This window comes from Neisseria sp. 20925_1_37 (assembly GCF_041433255.1).
GTDB classification, from domain to species: domain Bacteria; phylum Pseudomonadota; class Gammaproteobacteria; order Burkholderiales; family Neisseriaceae; genus Neisseria; species Neisseria flavescens_D.
Window position 1 is genome coordinate 39,413 of the sequence record NZ_JAPWBC010000007.1, and the last position, 18,023, is coordinate 57,435.

19 protein-coding genes are annotated in these 18,023 nt (G+C 49.1%); 8 read left to right on the plus strand and 11 right to left on the minus strand.

Features of this window, described 5'->3' with window-relative positions; genetic code table 11:
- Positions 1 to 34 precede the first annotated feature (34 nt).
- Positions 35 to 1,045, plus strand: a complete 1,011-nt coding sequence (locus O3661_RS07000) for an adenosine deaminase (RefSeq protein ID WP_371492791.1) — start codon at positions 35 to 37, stop codon at positions 1,043 to 1,045.
- Positions 1,046 to 1,089: 44 nt separating this feature from the next.
- On the opposite strand, the gene bioB is transcribed toward O3661_RS07000, so the two are convergent.
- Positions 1,090 to 2,142, minus strand: coding sequence for a biotin synthase BioB (gene bioB, locus O3661_RS07005; RefSeq protein ID WP_003746495.1), 1,053 nt, complete (start codon positions 2,140 to 2,142; stop codon positions 1,090 to 1,092).
- A gap of 217 nt (positions 2,143 to 2,359) precedes the next feature.
- Here bioB and miaA point away from each other — a divergent pair, with 217 nt between their 5' ends.
- From miaA to hpnC, 3 genes are read left to right on the plus strand one after another with little or no spacing between them, the layout of a single operon-like run.
- Positions 2,360 to 3,301 (plus strand): tRNA (adenosine(37)-N6)-dimethylallyltransferase MiaA, encoded by a 942-nt coding sequence (gene miaA / locus O3661_RS07010; RefSeq protein WP_371492792.1) that lies wholly within the window; start codon positions 2,360 to 2,362, stop codon positions 3,299 to 3,301.
- Between the two features lie 3 nt (positions 3,302 to 3,304).
- Positions 3,305 to 4,027 carry a tRNA adenosine(34) deaminase TadA gene (gene tadA / locus O3661_RS07015; RefSeq protein ID WP_371492793.1) on the plus strand — a complete coding sequence of 241 codons (723 nt, stop codon included), beginning with the start codon at positions 3,305 to 3,307 and terminating at the stop codon, positions 4,025 to 4,027.
- 53 nt (positions 4,028 to 4,080) lie between these two features.
- The gene (hpnC, locus tag O3661_RS07020) at positions 4,081 to 4,896 is read left to right on the plus strand and encodes a squalene synthase HpnC (RefSeq protein ID WP_371492795.1); all 816 of its coding nucleotides are present in this window, start codon (positions 4,081 to 4,083) and stop codon (positions 4,894 to 4,896) included.
- Between the two features lie 48 nt (positions 4,897 to 4,944).
- On the opposite strand, the gene htpX is transcribed toward hpnC, so the two are convergent.
- The 6 genes from htpX to surE all read right to left on the minus strand — a co-directional run bounded on the left by htpX (position 4,945) and on the right by surE (position 11,019).
- On the minus strand, positions 4,945 to 5,784 hold the full coding sequence (gene htpX / locus O3661_RS07025; RefSeq protein ID WP_371492796.1) for a protease HtpX: 840 nt from the start codon (positions 5,782 to 5,784) through the stop codon (positions 4,945 to 4,947).
- A gap of 189 nt (positions 5,785 to 5,973) precedes the next feature.
- Positions 5,974 to 6,882: an oxygen-dependent coproporphyrinogen oxidase gene (hemF, locus tag O3661_RS07030; RefSeq protein WP_371492798.1), complete on the minus strand. Its 909-nt coding sequence runs from the start codon at positions 6,880 to 6,882 to the stop codon at positions 5,974 to 5,976.
- 197 nt (positions 6,883 to 7,079) lie between these two features.
- Positions 7,080 to 7,613, minus strand: a complete 534-nt coding sequence (locus O3661_RS07035) for a C40 family peptidase (RefSeq protein WP_371492800.1) — start codon at positions 7,611 to 7,613, stop codon at positions 7,080 to 7,082.
- Between the two features lie 43 nt (positions 7,614 to 7,656).
- Positions 7,657 to 9,180, minus strand: a complete 1,524-nt coding sequence (locus O3661_RS07040; RefSeq protein WP_371492802.1) for a phospholipase D family protein — start codon at positions 9,178 to 9,180, stop codon at positions 7,657 to 7,659.
- 78 nt (positions 9,181 to 9,258) lie between these two features.
- Positions 9,259 to 10,170, minus strand: a complete 912-nt coding sequence (locus O3661_RS07045; RefSeq protein WP_070608900.1) for a peptidoglycan DD-metalloendopeptidase family protein — start codon at positions 10,168 to 10,170, stop codon at positions 9,259 to 9,261.
- Positions 10,171 to 10,263: 93 nt separating this feature from the next.
- Positions 10,264 to 11,019: a 5'/3'-nucleotidase SurE gene (gene surE / locus O3661_RS07050; RefSeq protein WP_371492803.1), complete on the minus strand. Its 756-nt coding sequence runs from the start codon at positions 11,017 to 11,019 to the stop codon at positions 10,264 to 10,266.
- Between the two features lie 98 nt (positions 11,020 to 11,117).
- On the opposite strand from surE, the gene O3661_RS07055 reads away from it, so the two are divergent.
- Entirely contained in the window at positions 11,118 to 11,456 is a 339-nt protein-coding gene (locus O3661_RS07055) for a hypothetical protein (RefSeq protein ID WP_371492804.1), read from the plus strand.
- 55 nt (positions 11,457 to 11,511) lie between these two features.
- Here O3661_RS07055 and O3661_RS07060 read toward each other — a convergent pair whose 3' ends face one another.
- Both O3661_RS07060 and O3661_RS07065 read right to left on the minus strand, forming a co-directional pair.
- Entirely contained in the window at positions 11,512 to 11,880 is a 369-nt protein-coding gene (locus O3661_RS07060) for a rhodanese-like domain-containing protein (RefSeq protein WP_371492806.1), read from the minus strand.
- A 112-nt stretch (positions 11,881 to 11,992) separates the two neighbouring features.
- A complete protein-coding gene (locus O3661_RS07065) occupies positions 11,993 to 12,328 on the minus strand; it encodes a carboxymuconolactone decarboxylase family protein (protein WP_003686488.1) in 336 nt (111 codons plus the stop codon).
- A gap of 128 nt (positions 12,329 to 12,456) precedes the next feature.
- Here O3661_RS07065 and O3661_RS07070 point away from each other — a divergent pair, with 128 nt between their 5' ends.
- A complete protein-coding gene (locus tag O3661_RS07070) occupies positions 12,457 to 13,413 on the plus strand; it encodes a cupin domain-containing protein (protein ID WP_371492876.1) in 957 nt (318 codons plus the stop codon).
- 101 nt (positions 13,414 to 13,514) lie between these two features.
- Here O3661_RS07070 and typA read toward each other — a convergent pair whose 3' ends face one another.
- Complete coding sequence (gene typA, locus O3661_RS07075; protein WP_107696847.1) at positions 13,515 to 15,326, minus strand: translational GTPase TypA; 1,812 nt, start codon at positions 15,324 to 15,326, stop codon at positions 13,515 to 13,517.
- Positions 15,327 to 15,745: 419 nt separating this feature from the next.
- On the opposite strand from typA, the gene bfr (O3661_RS07080) reads away from it, so the two are divergent.
- Together bfr (O3661_RS07080) and bfr (O3661_RS07085) are read left to right on the plus strand one after the other, a co-directional pair.
- Positions 15,746 to 16,210: a bacterioferritin gene (gene bfr / locus O3661_RS07080; protein WP_049322266.1), complete on the plus strand. Its 465-nt coding sequence runs from the start codon at positions 15,746 to 15,748 to the stop codon at positions 16,208 to 16,210.
- A 29-nt stretch (positions 16,211 to 16,239) separates the two neighbouring features.
- On the plus strand, positions 16,240 to 16,713 hold the full coding sequence (gene bfr, locus O3661_RS07085; protein ID WP_371492807.1) for a bacterioferritin: 474 nt from the start codon (positions 16,240 to 16,242) through the stop codon (positions 16,711 to 16,713).
- Between the two features lie 121 nt (positions 16,714 to 16,834).
- Here bfr (O3661_RS07085) and O3661_RS07090 read toward each other — a convergent pair whose 3' ends face one another.
- Entirely contained in the window at positions 16,835 to 17,950 is a 1,116-nt protein-coding gene (locus O3661_RS07090; protein WP_371492808.1) for a methyltransferase, read from the minus strand.
- Positions 17,951 to 18,023: the final 73 nt, after the last annotated feature.

Below are 18,023 nucleotides of genomic sequence, written 5' to 3' on the forward strand. Positions count from 1 at the left end.
CAATATTAAATATAAACAGAAAATCAGAGAAAATATGAATATCAAACAATTTATCCAAGCCCTGCCCAAAGCCGAGTTGCACGTTCATATCGAAGGGACGTTCGAGCCGGAGCTGATGTTTGAAATCGCCAAGCGCAACCATATAGCAATTCCTTATGAAAATGTCGATGCGGTACGGCAGGCTTATGATTTTCACAATCTGCAGTCGTTTTTGGATATTTATTATGCCGGTGCCGGCGTATTGTTGCACGAGGCGGATTTTTACGATTTGACCCGCGCGTATCTTGAGCGTTGCCGTGAAGACAATGTCGTGCATACGGAAATATTTTTCGATCCGCAAACCCATATTGCGCGGGGTGTGGCGTTTGAAACCGTGATTAACGGCATTGTCCGCGCCTGTCATGAAGCCGGACAGCAATGGGGAATAAGCACGCGTTTGATTATGTGTTTCCTGCGTCATTTGTCGGAAGAAAGCGCATTTGAAACCTTAAATCAGGCTTTGTCTTATAAGGAACACATCATTGGCGTAGGCTTGGATTCGAGCGAGCAGGGGCATCCGCCGTCCAAGTTCGAGCGCGTGTTTGCGCAGGCGCGGGCGGAGGGTTTGTTGACGGTGGCACATGCCGGAGAAGAAGGTCCGCCGGAATATGTTTACGAGGCTTTGGACTTGCTGCATGTCCGCCGTATCGATCATGGCGTACGGGCGGAAGAAGATGAGGCATTGATGACGCGTTTGATTAAAGAGCAAATGCCGTTGACCGTTTGCCCATTGAGCAATTTGAAATTAAAAGTGTTCCCTGAAATGGCAAAACACAATTTGCGCCGTATGTTGCAACGCGGCGTGTTGGTAACCGTCAATTCCGATGATCCGGCGTATTTCGGCGGCTATATGAACCGCAATTTTGAAGCGCTTGCCGAGGCTTTGGATTTGAGTGTGGAAGAAATCAAAACCTTGTGCGCCAATTCGTTCCGCGCTTCGTTTTTAAGTGAGGCGGAAAAGGAAGAATGGATACGGAAGATTGAAAGTTTTCATGTTGAATCATGATAAAAGGCCGTCTGAAAGTTTCAGACGGCCTTTTATCATGGCGGTTAATAGTCGACTTTAATTTTAGGCGTTTCCTGCGCGGCTTTGTATTCTTCTTCCAATTCAAAGCGCAGCGGATACAAATTCAATTTTTCCATCAGCAGGCGGTCGCCGTCTTCGTCTGGATTGCCCGTAGTCAGCAGCTTGTCGCCGTAGAAAATCGAGTTTGCACCCGCCATGAAACACATGGCCTGCATGGATTCGGGCATATTGCTGCGGCCTGCGGATAGGCGGACGTAACTGTGCGGCATGGTAATGCGCGCGACGGCGATGGTACGGACAAATTCCGTCCAATCTAAATCTTCGGCATCGGCCAGCGGCGTGCCTTCCACTTTGACCAACTGGTTGATCGGCACGCTTTCGGGTTGCGGGTCGAGGTTGGCAAGGCTGGCAATCAGGCCTGCGCGTTCGGCGCGGGTTTCGTTCATGCCGACGATGCCGCCGCAGCAGACTTTCAAACCGGCATTGCGGACTTTACCCAAAGTATCCATGCGGTCTTCATGTTTGCGGGTGTGGATGATGTCGTTGTAGCGTTCGGGGTCGGTGTCGAGGTTGTGGTTGTAGTAGTCCAGGCCGGCTTTTTTGAAGTCTTCCGCCATGCCGTCTTCGAGCATGCCGAAGGTGCCGCACACTTCCATGCCCAAGCTTTTTACCGCGCTGATGATTTCGGAAACGACAGCCACGTCTTTAGGTTTAGGGCCGCGCCATGCCGCGCCCATGCAGAAACGGCTGGCGCCGCGCGATTGGGCAATTTTGGCTTTTTCGACGATTTCGTCCACATCCATCATCTGCTCTTTGCCCAGATTGGTGTTGTGGTGTGCCGATTGCGGACAGTAGGCGCAGTCTTCAGGGCAGCCGCCGGTTTTGATGGAGAGCAGGGTGGAGAGTTGGATTTCGCGCGGATTGAAGTTTTGGCGGTGGATTTCGGCGGCTTGGAAAACGAGGTCGAGGAAAGGCAGTCCGAATAAAGCCTCGACATCGCATTTTTTCCAATAACGCGCAGTCGGATGCGGCTTGCGCTCGGTTTGACGGCGCAAGGCTACGGGAGATACGGTCATAGTGTGTTCTTTCGTGTTTACAGCGGCGCAGTGTCGCTGACGGCTTGACTGCCGGCGCAATGACGGCAGCAGCAGGTTTGAAATCAATATAAAAGGCCGTCTGAAACGGCGCAGCAAGTGTAACGCTTTTGATAATGTAGGGCAAATGTTTCAGACGGCCTGAAATATGGTCTGCCCGGGTTTGCTATAATCGCATTTTTAATTTTTCCGTTTTCTTATGAACGCGCCCAAAGCCTTCGCCGTACTCGGCCCGACAGCCGGCGGTAAAACCGCACTGGCCTTAAATATTGCCCAATCGTTGCCGGTGGAAATCATCAGTTTGGATTCCGCGCTGGTGTATCGCGGCATGGACATCGGTACGGCCAAGCCGACTGCCGAAGAGCTTGCCGCCGTACCGCATCATTTGATTGATATTATCTCGCCGCTGGAAAGTTACAGCGCGGCGGATTTTGTCGGCGACTGCGTGCGCTTGGTGAACGAAATACATGCGCGCGGTCGCTATCCGCTGATTGTCGGCGGCACGATGATGTATTTCCACGCGCTGACGGAAGGTTTGAACGATTTGCCCGGCGCGGATGCGGCGGTGCGCGCACAGCTTCAGGCGGAAAAGAACGAACACGGTCTGGCAGGACTGTATCGCCGTTTGCAGGAAGTGGACCCGATTACGGCAGGCCGTCTGAAAGCCAATGACAGCCAGCGTATTGAACGCGCTTTGGAAGTCTATCTTCTGACCGGCAAGCCTTTGAGCGAACATTTTACAGAGCAGAAGCAGGCCGCGCCTTTATTGGATTTATGTACGGTTGCCCTGATTCCCGAAGACCGTCATTTGTTACACCGCCAAATCGAAAAACGCTTTTTAAATATGCTGGAACACGGTTTCCTTAATGAAATGCACGCCTTACGCCGTGATTATCCGCAACTGCATGCCGACATGCCGTCTATGCGCTGCGTGGGCTACCGTCAGGCTTGGGATTATCTCGAAGGCGAAACCGATTATGACACCTTTGTCGAAAAAGGCATTATCGCCACGCGCCAGCTTGCCAAACGCCAGTTGACCTGGTTACGGAAAATTCCTTTGGCGCACACGTTAGATCCTTACGCAGACAGCGATTATGTTCAGACGGCCTTAGCCTTGGCGCGTCGGCATTTTCAGGAATAATCCATGCTGACCACGCCACCACTTGCGCCTAAGACGTTGGCCGCATTAAAAGAATTAGGTATTTACACACTGGAAGATTTGCAAAAAATCGGCGCAGTCCGCGCGTTTCTATTGCTGAAAGCATCGGGTTTGACCATAACCAAAAGCACCTTGTGGCAACTGGATGCGTTGGTTTCAGGTGTGGATGTCCGGCATATTTCCGAGGAGAGAAAGACGGAGCTGGGCGAGGCCTTGAAAAACCATCCGCCTGTTGCCGTTTTCCCTTCGCAAAACGATATGGAAGCCTTTATGCGGTTGGCGATAGAACAGGCCAGACAATCGGCGGCATTGGGCGAAGTACCCGTTGGCGCGGTCATCGTACATCAAGGCGAGGTAATCGCAGCAGCACACAATACCTGCATTGGCGACCACAATGTCAGTCACCACGCCGAAATCAATGCGCTTGCCACCGCAGGTAAGGCCTTGCAAAACTATCGTTTGGAAGATTGCGATGTGTACATCACATTAGAACCTTGCACCATGTGCACCTCTGCCTTGATACAGGCACGGGTCGGGCGCGTGATTTATGGTGCGGCTGAACCCAAAACCGGCGCGGCAGGCAGCGTGGTTGATTTGTTTGCCGACAAACGTCTGAACAAGCATACCGCAATTTTCGGCGGTATATTGGCAGACGAATGCCAAAGCGTATTGCAGGATTTCTTTGCGGCCAAACGGAAGGCCGTCTGAATTTCAGACGGCCTGTCGGCAAAAATACTTTATTTTAAATTTTCGGATTTCCCATGTCAGTCAATCATTACGAAAACTTCCCAGTCGGCTCCATTGTGCTGCCGCGCCGTTTGCGCAAGCCGGTTCACGCCGTTTACGCTTTTGCACGGACGGCGGACGATATTGCCGACGAAGGCAATGCCGAAGCAGCCGAACGCCTGCGCCAACTGGACGAACTAAAGGCAGAGTTAGACCGTATTGCACAAGACGGGAAACCGCAAACGGCTTTGATGCAGCGTTTGTACAACGAAGCGATTGTGCCGTTTCAATTGCCGTTGCAGCCGTTTTATGATTTGCTGGCGGCGTTCAGTCAGGATGTGGTCAAAACCCGTTATGAAAACTTTGGCGAATTGATTGCTTATTGCCGTTTGTCCGCCAATCCGGTGGGGCGCATTATGCTGCATTTGTACGGGCAAACCGATGAAGTGAGTATGGCGCAAAGCGACGGCATTTGCACTGCCTTGCAGCTGATTAATTTCTGGCAGGACGTGGCGGTAGATTGGCAAAAAGGTCGCGTGTACATCCCTCAGGAAGATTTGCAGAAGTTTAAAGTTAGTGAAGAGCAGATTGCGGCCGGCAAAGCCGACTTTGCTTTTCAACGGCTGATGGCGCATGAGTGCCAACGTGCTTTTCAAATGCTGAAGGCCGGCTCGCCGTTGGGCAAAACCCTCAAAGGGCGAATCGGTTTTGAGCTGCGCATGATTATTGTCGGCGGCCAGTTGATTTTACAGAAGCTGGACGGTTGCAAATATGATTTGTTTAACCAGCGGCCGCTGTTGGATAAAAAAGACTGGATGATTATCATCAAACGGGCTTTGATGAAGAAATAAAAAAAGGCCGTCTGAAATTGAGGTTTCAGACGGCCTTGATGTTTTCTATTAGCGGTTTTTCAAACGGCTGATGCGGTTGTCCAAAGAAGGATGGGTGCTGAACCAAGAGTCTTTGGCATCACTGGCAATGCCCATTGCCGTCATGGTTTGCGGTAAATCGCTGGGGTTGCCTTTCAAGCGTTGCAGGGCGGCAATCATTTTCGGCGCGCCCACCAGTTTTGCAGCACCCGCATCGGCACGGTATTCGCGTTGGCGGCTGAACCACATCACAATAATGCTGGCAAGGAAGCCGAATACAACCTGCAAGACCATGCTGACCATGAAATATGTGCTTTGAGAAGTGCTGCCGTCATTGTTTCGCGCCACCATGCTGGAAACGATACGTGCCAAGAAGACGACAAAAGTATTCACAATACCTTGAATCAGTGTCAGCGTTACCATATCGCCGTTGCCGATGTGTGCCATTTCATGTGCCAAAACGGCTTCGACTTCATCGCGGGTCATGTGGTCGAGCAGGCCGGTGCTGACAGCGACGAGCGAGCTGTTTTTGGTGGCACCGGTTGCGAAGGCGTTAGGCTCGGGCGAGTTGTAAATGGCGACTTCCGGCGTTTTCAGATTCCATTGGCGGGCTTGCGCTTCAACGGTTGCTAACAGCCAAGCTTCTTCTTCGCTTTGGGGTTGATTGATGACGGTGGCGCCGACCGAATGTTTGGCGATGGTTTTCGACATCAGCAGGGAGACAATCGAGCCGCTGAAGCCGACGACTGCGGAATACGCCAACAGGCTGCCGACTTGGTCGGTACTGTTGATGCCCAAGATGGCCAAAACAACACGGATGACAACCAAAACGGCGATATTGGTTGCGATAAACAAGAAAATGCGTTTCACCGATTATTCCTTTTTAGTGCGGTTTGTGAGGTGATTTTTATATGGGCGCATTGTCTCAAAAACTCTATAGAGATGAAACAGCATGATAGGCAAAGGTATGCAAATTCAAAGCAATTGAAGCAAAGGCCGTCTGAAAAGGCAGTCTCAATCAGTGAGAATCGCTTTTCAGACGGTCTTTGATAGGTAAAACTATCTGCCGGCTTCTTCCAGCCAGTTGCGCGGTATGAGGAATTGATTGAGGCGTGCTTCGGGCGAACCTTCTTCCGGCGCATATTGATACTCAAAGCGCACCAAAGGCGGCAGGGACATCAAAATGCTTTCCGTGCGTCCGCCGCTTTGCAGGCCGAACAGCGTGCCTCTGTCCCAAACCAAGTTAAATTCCACATAGCGTCCGCGACGGTAGAGTTGGAAATCGCGTTCACGTTCCCCATAAGGCGTGTTTTTGCGTTTGGCCACAATCGGCAGATACGCTGCGATATAGCCTTCCCCAACTGTCTTGATAAAATTCAGGCAGGTATCGAAATCCCAGCGGTTTAAATCGTCAAAAAACAGACCGCCCACGCCGCGTGTTTCGTTACGGTGTTTCAAGTAGAAATATTCGTCACACCATTGTTTGAATTCAGGATAAACCGATTCACCAAATGGCGCGCATACGTCTCGCGCTACGGTGTGCCAATGCACAATATCTTCTTCAAAAGGATAAAACGGCGTCAAATCAAAGCCACCACCAAACCACCAAACCGGCTCGGCATTTTCAGGATAGGCAATAAAAAAGCGCACGTTCGCATGGCTGGTCGGGACATAAGGGTTTTTCGGATGAATGACCAGCGACACGCCCATGGCTTCAAACGCCGCGCCCGCCAGTTCAGGACGATGGGCCGTGGCAGAAGCAGGCATTTTGCTGCCTTTCACATGAGAAAAATTCACACCGGCCTGCTCGAATACTGCGCCGTTTTTCAATACGCGTGTTTCGCCGATGCCCAGTTTCCCCGTCCATGCTTCATGCACAAATTCGGCTTCGCCATCTTCTTGCTCCAAAGCGGCGCAGATTTGGTTTTGCAGGGTTTTGAGGAGGTTTAGAACAGATTCTGTGTGCATGATATTTCCTTGATGGTTTTGTACTTACAAAATGACAGGGCGAAAGATGATTTAAGCTTTTAAAACTGAGTGTTATTTTACTATTGCTTTGTTATGGGTAAATTTTTGCATGAGCTTATCTTGTAATCAAGCTTGACTCATCAGCAATAGAGTGAAAGGTATCGATGATGTGGCGATACCTTTCAGACGGCCTTGATTTATTCAGTAAAAAAAGTATGTGCGCCCAAATAGTTTTTGGCGTAAAACGGGGTGGAAAGTTTTTCGGTTTTGATGGTTTTGCCGCTGCTGGGTGCGTGGATAAATTCGCCGTTGCCGATGTAGAGGCCGACATGGGAATATTTGTGTGCGCCGCCGGTGTTGAAAAAGACCAGATCGCCGGCTTTTAATTTGTCATCGGAAATTTTACGGCTGGCGGCGGCCATATCGCGTGCGGTGCGTGGCAGATTAACATTGAGGGCGTTTTTATAGACGAATTGGATCATGCCGCTGCAGTCAAAGCCTGTGGCTGTGGTGCTGCCGCCCCATTTGTAGGGCGTGCCGATCAGACCCATGCTGTGAAGCATCAATTCCTGCGAACCTTGTGTGCGGTTGATATGGGAAATGCGGACAGGTTGGACTTTTCTGGCGGTTGTTTGCGGCTTGTGGGATTTGTGCTTGCCGGTGGTGCCGCAGGAGGCCAACAATAGGCCGGTAGTACAAACAAATAGGGTTTTGCAGATGAGTCGAGACATGATGAATTCCTCCGGCCGCATGATTTATGTTTTCAGACGGCCTCTATAATAATCCTTCTATGGGCAGGATGGACAGGATTTTTGAAGTAACCCGTTTCCAGAATTTGGCTTCTGGTTCTTGTGCGTAAGTTCGTTTTTCGCTTGGGTCATACCAGTATAGTTTATTGTAATTGCCAAGCGTTACCTGATAGGCGTAGTTTGGGGTGGTTGTAACGAGGGTGCGCTGCATTTGGCCTGCAATTTCAGGACTTTCGATGACGACACCCATTTCGGTATTGAGCCGTGCGGAACGTGGGTCGAGGTTGAATGAGCCGATGAAAATACGTTTCTCGTCTACGATGAATGTTTTGGCGTGCAAGCTGGTGGCGGAGCTACCGGTCAAGCCGCGGTCTTTGGAGGTCGGAACGGCGTGGTTTGGCTGGAGCTCGTAAAGTTTGACCCCGGCTTTAAGCAAGGGTTTGCGGTACTTGACGTAGCCGGAATGGACGGCAGCAACGTCGGTCGCCTGAAGGGAATTGGTCAGGACGGTAACGTCCACGCCGTTGTGAATCAGCTTTTCTATGGCCTTAACGCCTGATTTTGTGGGTACAAAATAAGGGGAGACAAGGTAAACGCTTTTTTCTGGTTGCTTGAGGGCATCTTGCAGGCGTTCGGAAATAGGTGGTTTGTGCCGGTCGCGGTCTAAGCCTTTGGCCGGATCGTCGCTGATTAAACGTGTGCTGACGCTTTGCCATTCCATAAGGTTGCTCTGCATTTTTTGATAGAGACTGGAATGCTCGATGCTTTGGCGATAGCGGATGAGCGTTTGATTCTTATCTTGGTCAGTGTAATTAAGTTCGGCCAGTCCTTTTTGCAGGTTTCCCCATTTGATGATACTGGTCGCATTATAGGCGGAATGGCTTGCCCAATAGCGGTCGAAGTCTTGGGAAACTTCGGTTACTACGCGGCCTGTGGCGAGGATATCGAGGTCGGCAAAGATGGTATCGTCGTTAACCTTAAAATATTCGTCGCCGATATTGCGTCCGCCCAAAATGGTGGCACGGTTATCGGCGGTAAACGATTTGTTGTGCATCCGGCGGTTAAGTCGCGGGAAGTCGGCAACGTAGCCGAGTGCACGCCATTTTCTGAAAATAAAGGGATTAAACAGACGGACTTCAATATTGGGATGATTGTCGAGTGCCAGAAGGAGATCATCCATGCCGTTGGTGTTATTATCGTCCAGAAGCAAACGCACACGGACGCCGCGTTCGGCCGCGCGATGAATCAGGTTGAACAGAAGCTTGCCGGAGATGTCGTTGTGCCAGATATAGTACTGCAAATCGAGGGTATGGTCGGCGGATTCAATTAAGGCTGCTCGGGCAACAAAGGCTTCATGGGCATCGTTCAGCAGATAGATATGGGAAATATTGGCATTGGAGGGGGTAGAAGGAATACTTAAGGCACTGTCCAGTCGCGGCGTTGAAGGGATGTCAAGATAACTGCTTTGGGTGCGTTCGTCCAGTGATGGCAAAAACGCGGCGCAACCGCCCAATAGCAGGGTATAAAGAAAGGGAAGATGAAATTTCATGGGAAACCGGTACAAACAATCCCTACCTAAATGACATTTAGGCAGGGATCGAATTGAAATTAGGTTGCTTGAATCAGCTTAGAAGGCAACATAATTTGCCGGATTGACCGGTTTGCCGTTTTGACGGATTTCAAAGTGCAACTGGGTACGAGATGCATCGGTATTACCCATGTGCGCAATGGTTTGGCCGCGTTTCACGGTTTGGTTTTCATTAACCAGCAGGCGTTGGTTGTGGCCGTATGCGCTCAAAAATGAGGAGTTGTGTTGGATGATGACCAAGTTGCCGTAACCGCGTAACCCTGAGCCTGCGTAAACGACTTTACCGTCTGCCGCTGCAACAACAGGCTGGCCTTGCGTACCGGCGATATCCACACCTTTGTTGCTGCCGCCGAAGTTGGCGATAACGTTACCGGTAGTCGGACGCTGCCATGTGATGCCGCTTACGTTGCGGCTGCTGCCAGTAGATACGGTTGGCGTATTGGCAGGAGTGCTTGGGGCCGGAGCAGTGGTTGTCGTTGTTGGAGTAGAAGGTTTGCTTGCTGAAGCTGCAGGTGCAACGTAGCCTTCAGGTTTCACGCGCAGGGTTTGACCAATGCTGATAGTGTTGTCGGCCAAGTTATTCCATGCACGCAGATTGTCTTGGGTAATGTTGTAGCGTTTGGAGATGTTGTAAACGGTATCACCACGAACAACAGTATGTGTCGCTGCATTAATATCAACAGGCGCGTAAGAAGGCGTGTAAGTGCCGGTGCTGCCGCTGTTGTATGTTGGAGCAGGTGTACTTGCCGGCGGAGTGTATGGAGCATCTGCCGCTGGGCTGGTGTTGGTATTGTAAGGCGCTGCACCGTAAGGATTGTCAGCGGTAGAGCCTGTTGTTGAACCACCGCTTTGTGTGCCGACGACTACAGGAGCCGGTTGTTGGCTGGCACAGGCTGCAAGTAATAAAACCAAAGCTGCCGATCCGGCATAAGATACACTTTTTTTCAACATGTTAATGACTTTCGTATTCGGGTAATTGTTCTCGTCGGAGCATATCATAATAAAAATATGCTTGTTTCTCAAGTGTTCGGCTGTTAGGGACTGTTAAGGCGCAGGGATTTCTGACCAAAAGGAAGCGGTTTGCTCCATTTGTCCGTAGGCAGTCAAATCGACTTGCAGGGGGGTAATCGTGATGAAGCCGGACGCGCATTCGCCAAAGTCGGTACCTTCTTCGCTGTCGGAAACATCGCCGACCGGCCCAATCCAATAAATTTGTTCGCCACGTGGATTATACATGGGAACAATGCTTTGTTCATGATGGCGACGACCAAGCCGTGTCATTTTTATGCCTTGGATATCCTCAGGTGCGACGGCAGGGATATTGATGTTCCATAAGATGGGTTCGGAAATAGGGCGTTTGAGAAAGTAGGAAAGCAGCATCCAAGCGGCTTTTTCTGCAGTTTCCCAATAACGGCCGCTGGAGTCGGCAAGCGAGAAAGCAATGGCAGGAATGCCCATTAAATAGGCTTCCGTCGCGGCGGCAACCGTACCGGAATAAAGCGTATCGTCGCCCATGTTCGCGCCGTTGTTAATGCCGGACAAGACTAAGTCGGGTTTGAAGTCGGCAAGGGCATGCTGGCCGACATGAATGCAGTCGGTCGGAGTACCGTTAACATAGTAAAACCCGTTTTCCGCCTGTTTCAGTTGTAAAGGACGGTCTAAAGTCAGGGAATTGCTGACGCCGCTGCGATCGCGTTCGGGCGCAACCACCCTGACATTGGCAAATTCTGCGCACACTCTTGCCAAAACAGCCAAACCGGGCGCAAGATAACCATCGTCGTTTGAGATTAATATGTTCATGTGACAATATTGTGTCTATCGGTAAGATGGGCGGTATTGTACTGGTTTGCTTAAGCGATTGTCCACGAATCGGCAACGTTTGGGCGGAAAGGATAATAATGAAACATTATGAGTTAGACCCCAAAGCTTTATTGGGCAGCGTGATTGCTTCAGACGGCAATCAGGAGATTGTTCAGCTTTCACTGCAGAAGAACAATGAAATTCCGGCATATGAGGCGGATGCGATTATTTTGCTTTTGGTTTTAAACGGCAAAGCCGAAATCAAAACGGTGGACGAAGTTTTGCAGACTGAAGGCTTGCAAGTTATCCGTCTTGAGCCGATGGAAGCGCACAGCATTCGCGCGTTAGCTGATAACACCAATATTTTGGTTATCAAACAATTAATTCACGAAACAGGTCTCAGCAAACGTTTGAGATTTGGAAGTTGCTGTCTGTAATGGCAATAAAGGCCGTCTGAAAAGTTTCAGACGGCCTTTTTAAAATCAACTAGATTTATTTCAAACCTTTTTTCACCAAGTCTTCATAACCGCCATGGTTGGTTACGTTGGTGTAGCCGGCTTTTTTCAGCTCAGTCAGCGCAGCTTCTGCTCGGCGGCCGCTGCGGCAGTAGAGGTTTACCGGTGCGTTTTTATCCGGGCTGACGGATTTGATGCGGTCAACGATTTGGTCATGCGGAATATTGAGCGCACCTTGCAAATGGCCTTCTTTAAATTCTTCGGCAGAGCGGACATCAATCCAAACGCCTTTTGCTTTTGCAGGTTGTGCCGCGCTTTTTTCAACTTTAGGCATAGAGGCTGCGGAAGCGGCCAAAGGAGTGGCAATAGCGGCGGCAAAAAGTACGGCGGTCAGCAGTTCCTTCATGGTTCAATCTCCTATTAGACAGAAAACAATATGATAACTTTATCAGTTTAGCATTTCATCAGGCCGTCTGAAAGGGGAGTTGGCTTTCAGACGGCCTGATTTTACAAACCGATTAGCGTTGGGTTTCTACTGCTTCCAAAGCGCGTAAAGCGTAGGTATAAGCGGCACCTGCGTTCAGGGCGATAGCAGTGGCCAATGCGCCGGCGATTTCACTTTCGGTTGCCCCAGCTTTGGCTGCGGCGGCTGCATGCACGCTGATGCAGCTTTCGCAACGCGTGGTAATGGCAACGGCAATGGCGATCAGTTCGCGTGTTTTGGCATCCAGTGCTTCGGCAGCGGCTGCTTGATCCAGTGCGCCGTAGGCTTGCAGCATTTTAGGATGGTTTTTACCCAGTTCGCCGAATGCTTTTTTTACCAAGGCGGTATGTTCAGGCCAGTCTTTAAACATGATATGTCCTTTCTTAATGTGAGTGGATAAGATAAAAAATCCTATCCGTTTGTGTTTGGTGTGTGTATTATTGCAATAATTGGAAGAATAAAATCGTCAAAACATCTCATTTATTGGTAAAAAACACTATGGATATTTTGGATAGGCTGGTCGAATTGGCGCAGGTAAGAGGCAGCGTGGATGTTCAATGTCTGTTTCAGGGGGAGTGGTATGTACGGCATGAATCAAAGCGTGCGCATGGTTTGGTACATATCGTAACTGCCGGTTCGGGTTATATCCGAATTGATGGGGAGCAAGAGGCTAGGCTGCTGAGTGCGGGGGATATCATTTTTTTCCCGCGAAGCGTAGGGCATACTTTGAGTAGCGACAGCAGTTGTGAAAATCTCGGCGTCAACGTGCTGACGAGTGAAAAAGGCGCATTTAAAGTCAAGCAGAGTCATGCAGGAGGCGATGCGGCTTTGCATCTTTTCTGCGCGCGGTTTGAATATGAAGCGCAGGCAGATATTATGGTGGGGCTGCCTGACACAGTTTTGCTGAATATCAACCATCCTTCTTTACAGTATTTGGTGGCATTGTTGCAATATGAGAGCAGCCAGGCTTTGTCCGGTTCGGTAGCGGTTGTGAATGCATTGGCTTCTGTGTTGCTGGTATTTCTACTTCGAGCTAGCCTGGAGAAAAATGGGGAAGCACAATTAAGCGGTTTGCTGAATGGTTGGCAGGACAAACGCCTGCGGAATCTGCTTCAGGCAGTAGTGGATAAGCCGGAAGAGGAATGGAATATCGAGAAAATGACCGCGATTGCCAACTTGTCTCGCGCCCAGTTAATGCGGGTATTTAAGCAGCAGACGGGAACAAGCCCGCATGCCTTTGTAAACAGTATCCGCTTACAGCAGGGGGCATTATTGTTGAAACAGACGGCGGATTCGGTTTTATCGGTTGCGCTCTCGGTCGGTTTTCAATCGGAAACGCATTTTGGCAAGGCATTTAAAAAGCAATATGGAATATCGCCGGGGCAATATCGAAAAAATGATCGTACTGATGAAGCGGCAGCACAAGCGGAAGAAATGCCGATTTATTTTATTTGAACAGATGATAAAAGGCCGTCTGAAAGTGTAAAAAAGAAATCTAGGATTTCTAAAACACTTTTCAGATGGCCTTAATTTTAAAATGCGTCAATCAGACGGTATTAGTCCAGTTTTTTGAAATGACGGCGACGTTCCAATTCGCTCAGGTAGCGTTTACGCAGGCGGATGGATTGTGGCGTGATTTCAACCAGTTCGTCATCGTCGATGAACTCAACTGCACCTTCCAAAGTTAATTTGATAGGCGTAGTCAGGCGCACGGCCTCATCTGTACCGCTGGCACGGACGTTGGTCAGTTTTTTGCCTTTCAGAGGGTTTACCACCAAGTCGTTATCACGGCTGTGGATACCGATAATCATGCCTTCGTAGACTTTGTCGTTTGGAGAAACGAACATACGGCCGCGGTCTTCCAAGTTCCACAGGGCGTAAGCAACAGCTTCACCTTGCTCTTGAGAAACCAGTACGCCGTTGTGACGGCCGGGCATATCAGGTTTAACCGGAGCATAGTCGTCAAAAACGTGGCTCATCAAGCCGGTACCGCGGGTCAAGGTCATAAATTCACCTTGGAAACCGATCAGGCCGCGTGCAGGAATATGGTATTCCAAACGGGTACGACCGTTACCGTCGCTTTCCATATTGGTCAATTCGCCACGGCGACGGCCAAGCTCTTCCATAACGGCGCCTTGGTTGTCGTCCGGTACGTCCACGGTCAGGTTTTCGTAAGGCTCGCATTTTTGACCGTTGATTTCACGGAATACCACGCGCGGTTTACCGACTGCCAATTCAAAGCCTTCACGGCGCATGTTTTCCAACAAAATGGTCAGGTGCAATTCGCCACGGCCGGAAACGCGGAATACATCAGCGTCGGCAGTATCTTCAACACGCAGGGCAACGTTGGTCAGCAATTCTTTTTGCAGGCGGTCGCGGATTTGGCGGGAAGTCACGAATTTGCCTTCAGTACCGGCCAAAGGAGAAGTGTTGACCATAAAGTCCATGGTCAGGGTCGGCTCGTCCACGCTCAACATAGGCAAGCCTTTAGGATTGTCTTTGTCGGTAATGGTTACGCCGATACCGATGTCTTCGATACCGGAAATAATCACGATGTCGCCGGCTTCAGCTTCTTCCAAAGGTACGCGTTCCAAGCCTTGGAAGCCCAACAGCTGGTTGATGCGGCCTTGGGCGACTTGTTCTTCATGATTCATAACAGCAACGACTTGGCCGGGTTTGATGCGGCCGTTCAAGATGCGGCCGATACCGAGGCGGCCGGTGTAGTTGTCGTAGTCCAGTTGGGAAATTTGCAGTTGCAGCGTTTCGTCCGCACTGCCACTTGGTGCAGGCGTATGTTTTAAGATGGTCTCAAACAGAGGACGCATATCGTTGCTCTCGTCGGTTTCTTCCAATTTGGCAAAGCCGGAGAGGCCGGAAGCGTAAACGATAGGGAAGTCCAATTGTTCGTCTGTTGCGCCCAAGTTGTCGAATAATTCGAATGTTTGGTCGATAACCCAGCTTGGACGGGCAGACGGTTTGTCAATTTTGTTGATAACAACGATAGGTTTCAGACCCAAAGCCAAGGCTTTTTTGGTCACGAAACGGGTTTGCGGCATAGGGCCTTCTTGTGCGTCAACCAATAGTACGACGCAGTCAACCATGCCCAATACACGTTCCACCTCGCCACCAAAATCGGCGTGTCCCGGGGTATCTACGATGTTAATGTGGTAGCCTTCGTATTCGATGGCGGTATTTTTAGCGAGAATGGTAATGCCGCGTTCTTTTTCAAGATCGTTGCTGTCCATGACGCGTTCTTCGACTTGCTGGTTGGAACGGAATGTGCCGGACTGACGCAGCAATTGGTCAACTAATGTGGTTTTGCCATGGTCGACGTGGGCGATGATGGCAATATTGCGGATTTGTTTCATGATGATTTATGTGTTTCAGCTAGGTGCTTAAAAAAAAGATAACTGGTAATTATAGCACGATTCCTAAGTATTGACCGAGTAGAAGATTCAAAAAAATAAGGCAAAAGCAGTTGAGAATAATTCATAATTAAATTTGATTGATTTTGTTGGATTATTTGCTTTTATTTATGGTTAACGAATGTAAATGTTTTTGAATAATGCAATGGATTCTTAATACCAATGTCAAAAAATTGTTATTAAAAACAGGGGATTAATTTTTCAGACGGCCTTTTAGGCGGGTTAAATTTTTTGATAATTGTTTGTATTTTAAATAGAAAATTTGTCAAAAGTGCTACTTGTGCATACAATTACCTCATTCCATTACAACACACGAATCTTCATTTCGTGATTATCAACTTTTAAAAGAAAGAGAAAGAATTATGCAAGGCAACCAAGCAGTTATTGATTACATGAACGAATTATTGTCTGGTGAGTTGGCTGCTCGCGACCAATATTTTATCCACTCTCGCATGTACTCTGAATGGGGTTACACCAAACTGTTCGAACGTTTGAGCCACGAGATGGAAGAAGAAACCACTCACGCCGAAGACTTCATCCGTCGTATCCTGATGTTGGGCGGTACGCCTAAAATGACCCGTGCCGAACTGAATATCGGTACTGACGTAATCTCTTGCCTGAAAGCAGACTTGAACACTGAATACGAAGTACGCGATGCGCTGAAAAAAGGCATCAAATTGTGCGAAGAAGCTCAAGACTACGTTACCCGCGATTTGATGGTTGCCCAACTGAAAGACACTGAAGAAGATCACGCTCACTGGTTGGAACAACAACTGCGTCTGATCGAATTGGTCGGCGAAGGCAACTACTACCAAAGCCAACTGTAATCTAGCCTATAACATATAAGGAGCTGAATATGAAAGGCGATCGCTTAGTTATTCGCGAGCTGAACAAAAACTTAGGTTTGTTGCTGATTACCATTAACCAATACTTCCTGCATGCCCGCATTTTGAAAAACTGGGGCTTTGAAGAATTGGGTAGTCATTTCTACAAACAATCCATCCGCGAAATGAAATCCGCAGATGATTTGATCGAGCGTATTTTGTTCTTGGAAGGCCTGCCTAATCTGCAAGAATTGGGTAAACTGTTGATCGGTGAATCTACCGAAGAAATCATTGCCTGCGATCTGAAAAAAGAGTATGAAAAACATGATGCTCTGGTTGCAGCCATCGCTCTTGCAGAAGAGCAACAAGACTACGTCAGCCGTGATTTGTTGGAAAAACAAAAAGACATCAACGAAGAACACATCGACTGGCTCGAAACTCAGCAGGAATTGATTGGTAAAGTTGGTTTGCCAAACTACCTGCAAACAGCGGCGCAAGAGGACTAAAACACAAACCACTGCCAAATATAGCAGTCCCTGCTCCCATCAACGGCATATCTTTACGGATATGCCGTTTTCTTTTATAGAAATGCTTAAAGGCCGTTTGAATGTTCAGACGGCCTTGATTTTATATCACTTTTAAACGGTACAGATAAGTAGTTTCCTTGTTTCTGGCAAATGCCAAAGGATCGGATTCATCTATTGCTTTTTTGTGTTTCGGTTTGGTTTTCAAAATATCGACTACATTGAGCGAGGCCGTCTGAAAGCATTGGTTTAGAAAGTCTTTGTCGCGCAAATGCAAGTGTTCTGCCAAGTCGGAAATAATCAGCCAGGCTTCGCCGTTTGGATTTAAGTGATGACGTACGCCGTTGAGGAACGTAGTTAGCATGGCATGATTGGGGTCGTAAAGGGCAGTCTCAATAGTGGAGGTCGGTTTTGCCGGCAGCCAAGGCGGATTGCAGACGATAAGGTCGGCGCAAGTTTCGGGAAATAAATCAATCGATTGGATGTCGACAGCTTTATCCAAGCCTAGGCGCTCAAGGTTTGCTGTGGCGCAGGCTATTGCTTTTGGGTTGGTGTCTGTGGCAATGATGTCGGGTATGCCTCGTTTGGCGAGAATAGCGGCAATAACGCCTGAGCCGGTGCCGATGTCAAAGGCAGTCTGAATATTGGGAGCGAGTGGTGTTTGGCTGATTAAATCCAAATATTCGCCACGCAGGGGAGAGAATACGCCGAAAGGAACATGGATTTTTCCGTCTAGCTGTGGAATGTCTATGCCTTTTTTGTGCCATTCGTGCGCACCGATAAAGCCCAGTAATTGATTTAGCGGTAAGAGAAACGGTTTGTCGTTTGGTGTGTCGTAAACATCGTACAGGGCGGCGTAGATGTCGGGTGCGCGTGCATTGTCCAGTTGAAAATTCGGTTGGATTTCAACGGCAAGCATATTGAGCAAACGGCTTTGCTGAGCCTGTTTCATACGGTGGGCATGAAAGGCCGTCTGAATATCGGCGGGTGCGCCTTTCTTTTTTTCAGATGGCCTGCGGATACGTTTTTTCATTGCAGATAAGACTTGCTTGGCATTGTGAAAATCGCCAGTCCAAACGGTTGCAGTTTGCGCGTGGGCATTTTTTAAAATTTCTGCTGCACCTGCTTCTTGTATGTAAACCGCCTGCTTAGGCGGCTTTTGTGTGCTTTCGTTGCGCCATTCGATGTCGGAACGGTCGGTAGGGATGGTGTGGAACATAATGTGTTTCAAATCAGGGAAATAGGGGATTAGTTTACTATATTTAGGATGTGTTCGGTTCGAGAGGGGCTGT

Bases quoted from the DNA above. Each gene is read 5' to 3' on its own strand.
- bfr (WP_371492807.1), top strand. From the start codon at position 16,240: ATGAAAGGCGATCGCTTAGTTATTCGCGAGCTGAACAAAAACTTAGGT.
- hpnC (WP_371492795.1), top strand. From the start codon at position 4,081: ATGTCAGTCAATCATTACGAAAACTTCCCAGTCGGCTCCATTGTGCTG.
- O3661_RS07090 (WP_371492808.1), bottom strand. From the start codon at position 17,950: ATGTTCCACACCATCCCTACCGACCGTTCCGACATCGAATGGCGCAAC.
- O3661_RS07035 (WP_371492800.1), bottom strand. From the start codon at position 7,613: ATGTCTCGACTCATCTGCAAAACCCTATTTGTTTGTACTACCGGCCTA.
- O3661_RS07045 (WP_070608900.1), bottom strand. From the start codon at position 10,170: ATGTTGAAAAAAAGTGTATCTTATGCCGGATCGGCAGCTTTGGTTTTA.
- bfr (WP_049322266.1), top strand. From the start codon at position 15,746: ATGCAAGGCAACCAAGCAGTTATTGATTACATGAACGAATTATTGTCT.
- typA (WP_107696847.1), bottom strand. From the start codon at position 15,326: ATGAAACAAATCCGCAATATTGCCATCATCGCCCACGTCGACCATGGC.
- O3661_RS07000 (WP_371492791.1), top strand. From the start codon at position 35: ATGAATATCAAACAATTTATCCAAGCCCTGCCCAAAGCCGAGTTGCAC.
- O3661_RS07065 (WP_003686488.1), bottom strand. From the start codon at position 12,328: ATGTTTAAAGACTGGCCTGAACATACCGCCTTGGTAAAAAAAGCATTC.
- O3661_RS07070 (WP_371492876.1), top strand. From the start codon at position 12,457: ATGGATATTTTGGATAGGCTGGTCGAATTGGCGCAGGTAAGAGGCAGC.
- O3661_RS07055 (WP_371492804.1), top strand. From the start codon at position 11,118: ATGAAACATTATGAGTTAGACCCCAAAGCTTTATTGGGCAGCGTGATT.
- bioB (WP_003746495.1), bottom strand. From the start codon at position 2,142: ATGACCGTATCTCCCGTAGCCTTGCGCCGTCAAACCGAGCGCAAGCCG.
- O3661_RS07060 (WP_371492806.1), bottom strand. From the start codon at position 11,880: ATGAAGGAACTGCTGACCGCCGTACTTTTTGCCGCCGCTATTGCCACT.
- surE (WP_371492803.1), bottom strand. From the start codon at position 11,019: ATGAACATATTAATCTCAAACGACGATGGTTATCTTGCGCCCGGTTTG.
- miaA (WP_371492792.1), top strand. From the start codon at position 2,360: ATGAACGCGCCCAAAGCCTTCGCCGTACTCGGCCCGACAGCCGGCGGT.
- O3661_RS07040 (WP_371492802.1), bottom strand. From the start codon at position 9,180: ATGAAATTTCATCTTCCCTTTCTTTATACCCTGCTATTGGGCGGTTGC.
- hemF (WP_371492798.1), bottom strand. From the start codon at position 6,882: ATGCACACAGAATCTGTTCTAAACCTCCTCAAAACCCTGCAAAACCAA.
- tadA (WP_371492793.1), top strand. From the start codon at position 3,305: ATGCTGACCACGCCACCACTTGCGCCTAAGACGTTGGCCGCATTAAAA.